We start from the raw sequence: 5,621 nt of genomic DNA on the forward strand, positions 1-5,621 counted from the left end.
CTATTCGCCATGCTCCGCGACCGCAGCCCCTACCAAACACGACCGAGCGACCACGCTCTCGCCGCTTGACGAAACCCATAGGGACACCCCCCCGAAACACCGTGGGGAGGGCTGCGTGCAGCGGCCGGTTAGTCGGCGTCGACGCCTACGCGGGTGGCGGTGGGGCGGGTGGTGACCTTTGCCGAGGCGGTGACCTTGCCGGCGGTGGGGGCCTTGTCTGATCCCTGTGGTGGGGGCGAGGTCAGCGGGGTGACCGTAGCGGTGCCGGTGGCGGAAGGCGTGCTGTCGGCACCGGCCTTGTCGGTGCCCGGGGTCGCCGTTGAGTCCTGTGCTGCGGGGGCCGTGACGATGGGCGCCGCGGCGGTGGGGGCCGTGGTGGCCGGGGCAGGGCTGGGCGCTGAGTTGGCGGTCGGTGCAGCCGAGGCGGCGGCGGGTGCCGGGGGCGCGGCCGGGGCTGGTGGGGTATCGGGGAGGTCATCGTCGTCGGGGGAGGCGGCGGCGGCGAGGACGGCGGCGGCGGCGAGTTCGGCTACTCGCTTGGCTTCTTTTTGGACCTGGCGGCGGACGTCGGCGGCGTGGCGTTCGGCGGCTTCGCCGGCGCGCTTGGCGTTGGCGACCTTGGTCAGCTCGGCCTCGAGCTCGCGCTTGACCTCGGCGAGGCGCTGCTGGACGCGGTCCGCTTCGCGCTCGGCGGCGGTACGGCGTTCGGTGGCCTCGGCGGTCTTCTTCTCGGCCTCGGTGACCTTGGCCTGGGCGGCGTCGAGGTCGCGGCCGGCCGCGGCGATCTTGTCCTGCTGCGCGGCGATTTCCTTGCGGACGGCGGTGGCCTGCTCGTCGGAGCGGCGCAGGACGTCCTCGGCGTACTTGTCGGCTTCGCGGCGCAGGTCGGCGCACTGCTTTTCGGCGGCCGAGCGCTGTTGGCCGAGCTCCTGCACGACTTCCTGGCGGCGCTGGTTGACCTCGCGCTCGACCTTGGCCTTGAGCTCACCGAGTTCGTTGTCGGCGTCGGTGCGCTGCTTGGTGACGTCCTGCTGGGCCTTGTCGCGGAGCGCCTTGATCTCCTGGTCGGCCTGCAACCGGGTGGACTTGGCATAGCCGTCGGCCTCGGCGTGGATGCGCTGGGCTTCCTGCGTCGTTCGCTCGGCGAGCTGCTGGGCCTCGGCCCGTGCCCGGGTCAGGGTCGACTCGGCTTCGCCGAGCAGCTGCTCGGCGGATTGGCGGCTGGCGACGAGGGACTTCTCCACCTCGGCGCGCCGGGCGGCGTCGGCCTTCTCCTCGTCGGCGCGGCGGGCGGCCAGGGCGATCTCGAAGTCGCGGATGCCGTCGTGGGCGTGCGCCTCGGCTTCGGCGCGGATGCGCTCGGCCTCGGCGAGCCGGGCGGCGATGTCGTCGGTGGCGGAACTCTTGATGTCCGCCGCGACTTCCTCAGCCTTCGCCAGGATCTCCTCGACCTTGGGACCGAGATGGCGGAAGGACACCTCGGCGCCGATGCCGGGCTGGCGGCGGGCCTGGGCCAGTTCCTGCTGGAGCCGGTCGAGCTGCCCCATCATCGCCTGGTTCTGGATCTGGGCGCCGTCGCGCTCGCTGATCAGCGTGGCGATCTCGGTCTCGGCGCGGGCGACATACCGCTCGACCTGTTTCCGCTCGTAACCCCGCAGGGCGGTCTCGAAGCTGGGCTCCGGTGGCGTCTCTCCACCGAGGCCGAAGATTTCCCCGCCGTGCGACATGCTGTCCATCCTCACATACGCATCGTCCCGTGACGTGTCGATACACACCGGTCTGCGCGGGACTGTGCGTCTGGTCGCGATTCCACCAACCCGCGAGATGTCGAGCGGTGGACCATCTTGTCTGGTGCTCAGGCTACGTGCGAGAAGCGAACGGGCCGTACCGGAGGATTAACCGGTACGGCCCGCACACACAGGTCTCGCACAGCCGGCCCGGTCTCCTAACCGTTGCGTACCCGCCGGGGTGGCGCAACCGGACACCGAGTGGTGAACGACTCAGCTGGTCTTCGCGGCTGCCTCGGGCTTGCCGCTCTCGGCGTTGCCCGCCGCGGCCCGCTGCGCGGGAGCTTCGGCTGCCTTCGCCGGCTCGTCCTTCTGCGCGTTCTCGGCCTTCTGGACGGTCTCCGCGGCCTTCGCGGCGGCGCCGACCGTGGGCACCAGGCCGGAGAGGCCGGAGAGCATCTGGCCGAGCTGGTTGGTGACGGCGTCCTTCTGCCGGGTGAGGTCCTCGACCTCCCGCTTGGCGGCCTGCGTGGTGTGCTCGGCTTCCTGCCGGGCCTCACTCAACAGGCGCTGCGATTCGGTCCGCGCCTCGGTCACCGTCTTCTCGGCGAGGGCGCGGGACTTCTCGACGGTCTCGGTGGCAGTCCGCTCGGACTCGACGCGGCGGGTCTCGGCGCGCTGCTCGATCTCCTTGGCGCGGTCTTCGGCGGCGCGGGCCCGCTCCTCGGCCTCGGCGACCATCCGCTGGGTGGCGTTGACCTGGGCGGCGTGCCGCTGGGACTCCTCGCCCTCGGCCTTCTCCCGGCGTTCGGCGATCTCCAGGGCCAGCGCCTGCAGGTCCTTGTCGCGCTTGTCCCGCGCGTCGGTCAGCATCTTGGTCGCCTCGGCGCGCTTCTCCTCGGCCTCCCGGGCCGCCTTGGCGCGCAGCTGGGTGATCTCCCGCTCGGCGGTGGCCCGCAGCGACGCCACTTCGCGCTCCACGGTCGACTTCAGCTCGGCGACCTCGTGTGCGGTGACCGTCCGCAGCTGCTTGGTCTCGCGGTCGGCGTCGGAGCGCAGGGTGTCGGCCTCGCGCCGGGCCTGCACCCGGGCCTCGGCGGACTCGCGCTCGGCGTGCGTGCGGACCTGCCCCGCCTCGCGCTCCGCGGTCGCCTTCATGGCGGCCGCCTCGGCGCGGGCCTTGTCCGTGATCTCGCGTGCTTCCAGCCGGGCCGCGGAGAGGATGCCCTCGGACTCCCGCTTGGCTTCGCTGCGGTGGTCGTTCGCCTGCTCCTCGGCCAGCCGGAGGATCTGCTCGACCCGGGTGCCCAGCCCGGAGAGCGTCGGCCGGTTGTTTTCCTCGAGGAGCTTGTTGCTGTCCGCGAGCTTCTGCTCGAGCGCGTTGAGGCGCTGCTCGGCCTGCCGGAGCCGGCGCTGCGCGTCGTTCATGCGCTGCTCGGCTTCGCCGCGAGCCTGCTCGGACTGGTTCAGGGCGGCGACCAGCCGGCCGAGGTGGGCGTCCACCTGCCCGCGGTCGTATCCCCGCAGGACAACCGTGAAGTCGTGCTGCGAGTTTGCGCTTTCGAAGAACGCGAGATTGGCATCCGGCTGCTGGGGCATTGCGACATACTGGCAGACCCCCCAGGGGGCTCCGCAAGACCGTACGGGGCCGGTAATGCGGGCCGAGATCGCGTTCGCCCCCGCTGTTGAGGGGGAGGGTCGGCCGTTCGGGTGGCCCTGGCCCGTAGGATCCCAGCGGAGCGTTGTCGCGTCGCTACCTGCTGTGCAGCGGGTGCGGGGAAAGATCGTCCCACAGCGGTCCGCGCGGCGCGCCTCGATGTCGACGATCCTGACAGACCACAGCGGCATCGTCAGGACGTTTCACCCTGAAGGGTGACGAATCAGGCAGGCTCGACGAGCTCCACGAGCACCCCGCCGGCATCCTTCGGGTGGACGAAGTTGATCCGGGACCCGGCTGTGCCCCGCTTCGGCTCGTCATAGAGCAGCCGCAGACCCCGGGCGCGCAACGCGGCGGCTGCCGCTTCGACATCACGGACCGTATATGCCAGCTGCTGGAGACCCGGACCGCTGCGGTCCAGGAACTTGGCAATCGCCGAGTCCGGCCGCAGCGGCGCAAGAAGCTGGATGCGGGCACCGGAATCGTCCGCGGCCACCATCGCCTCGCGGACACCTTGTTCCTCGTTCGTCTCCTGATGTACGCAGCGCAGCCCGAAGGTCTGCTCGTAGAAGGTGATCGCCTCGTCGAGGTCGGCGACCGCGATGCCGACGTGATCAACACGCAGGATGCCCACGGCAGGGAGCGAGTCCATACCGGAGAGTGTGACATTCTCGCTGCTGCACCCGCTGGGTGAGGTGTGGGTCATCCCGCTAGTCTGACCTAACCATCGTTCAGGCGTCGCGGCCGGTCCCCACGAGGGGCGCTGTCGCGCTCCTGTGCGACCCGACGCAGCCACCCGAAAGCGGAGCCTCCCGTGACCAGTTCGGTGATCGTCAGCGGCGCCCGTACCCCCATGGGCCGCCTGCTGGGCAACCTCAAGAACGTGCCCGCCACCGCTCTCGGTGGCTATGCCATCGCCGGTGCCCTCGAGCGCGCCGGGGTCAGCCCCGACCAGGTGCAGTACGTCATCATGGGCCAGGTGCTGCAGGCCGGCACCGGTCAGATCACCGCCCGCCAGGCCGCCGTCGCCGCCGGCATCCCGATGAGCACCCCGGCGGTCACCGTCAACAAGGTGTGCCTGTCCGGCATCGACGCCATCGCCCTGGCCGACCAGCTCATCCGGGCCGGCGAATTCGACATCGTGGTCGCCGGCGGCATGGAGTCGATGACCAACGCCCCGCACCTGCTGATGAACCAGCGCCAGGGCAAGAAGTACGGCGACATTCTGGTCCGCGACCACACCGCCTACGACGGGCTGATGGACCCGTGGGACGGCATCAACATGGGCGAGTCCACCGAGCGCAGCGGCAAGGCCCTCGGCATCACCCGCGAGGAGCAGGACGCCTTTGCCGCGCTCAGTCACCAGCGCGCCGCGGCAGCCCAGAAGAACGGCCACTTCGCCGACGAGATCGTTCCGATCAAGTCCGGCCAGCGCGGCGTCGACACTCTGATCGACACCGACGAGGGCGTGCGTCCCGACGCGACCGCTGAGTCGCTGGGCGGTCTGCGCCCGGCTTTCGATAAGGACGGCACGATCACTGCGGGCAGCGCGTCGCCGATCTCCGACGGTGCCGCCGCGGTCGTGGTGATGAGCAAGGCCAAGGCCGAGGAGCTGGGCCTGACCTGGCTTGCCGAGATCGGCGCGCACGGCAACGTGGCCGGCCCGGACAACTCGCTGCAGTCCCAGCCGGCCAACGCCATCAAGCACGCGCTCGGCAAGGCCGGGATGGCCGTGAGCGACCTCGACCTGATCGAGATGAACGAGGCGTTCGCCCAGGTGGTCATCCAGTCGATGCGCGACCTGAAGGTCAGCGAGGACATCGTCAACGTCAACGGCGGCGCGATCGCGCTCGGCCACCCGATCGGCATGTCCGGCGCGCGCCTGGTCCTGACCCTGGCGCTGGAGCTCAAGCGCCGCGGCGGCGGCACCGGCGCGGCGGCCCTCTGCGGTGGCGGCGGTCAGGGTGACGCGCTGATCATCAAGGTTCCGGCACAGGCATGACCGGCGTGGGGGGGGGGGGGGGGGGGGCCCCCCCCGGGGGGCCCCCCCCCCCCCCCCCCCCCCCCCCCCCCCACCCCCCCCCCCCCCCCCCCCCCCCCCCCCCCCCCCCCCCCCACCCCCCCCCCCCCCCCCCCCCCCCCCCCCCCCCCCCCCACCCCCCCGCGGCCGCCCCCCCCCCCCCCCGCCCCCCCCCCCCCCCGCCACGCCCCCCCCCCCCCCCCCCCGCGTCGCAGCC

4 protein-coding genes are annotated in these 5,621 nt (G+C 71.8%); 1 reads left to right on the plus strand and 3 read right to left on the minus strand.

Features of this window, described 5'->3' with window-relative positions:
- Window positions 1-128 precede the first annotated feature (128 nt).
- The 3 genes from ACIA1L_RS33330 to mce form a co-directional block, all read right to left on the minus strand.
- The gene (locus ACIA1L_RS33330) at window positions 129-1,736 is read right to left on the minus strand and encodes a Laminin subunit beta-1 (protein ID WP_396077065.1); all 1,608 of its coding nucleotides are present in this window, start codon (window positions 1,734-1,736) and stop codon (window positions 129-131) included.
- A 264-nt stretch (window positions 1,737-2,000) separates the two neighbouring features.
- Complete coding sequence (locus tag ACIA1L_RS33335; protein ID WP_396077062.1) at window positions 2,001-3,326, minus strand: DivIVA domain-containing protein; 1,326 nt, start codon at window positions 3,324-3,326, stop codon at window positions 2,001-2,003.
- Window positions 3,327-3,607: 281 nt separating this feature from the next.
- The gene (gene mce / locus ACIA1L_RS33340) at window positions 3,608-4,036 is read right to left on the minus strand and encodes a methylmalonyl-CoA epimerase (protein ID WP_396077063.1); all 429 of its coding nucleotides are present in this window, start codon (window positions 4,034-4,036) and stop codon (window positions 3,608-3,610) included.
- Between the two features lie 162 nt (window positions 4,037-4,198).
- Here mce and ACIA1L_RS33345 point away from each other — a divergent pair, with 162 nt between their 5' ends.
- Window positions 4,199-5,386: an acetyl-CoA C-acetyltransferase gene (locus tag ACIA1L_RS33345; RefSeq protein WP_396077064.1), complete on the plus strand. Its 1,188-nt coding sequence runs from the start codon at window positions 4,199-4,201 to the stop codon at window positions 5,384-5,386.
- The last annotated feature ends 235 nt before the right edge of the window (window positions 5,387-5,621 follow it).

It is taken from the genome of Actinoplanes sp. NPDC051859 (assembly GCF_044452725.1).
Taxonomy (GTDB): Bacteria; Actinomycetota; Actinomycetes; order Mycobacteriales; family Micromonosporaceae; genus Actinoplanes.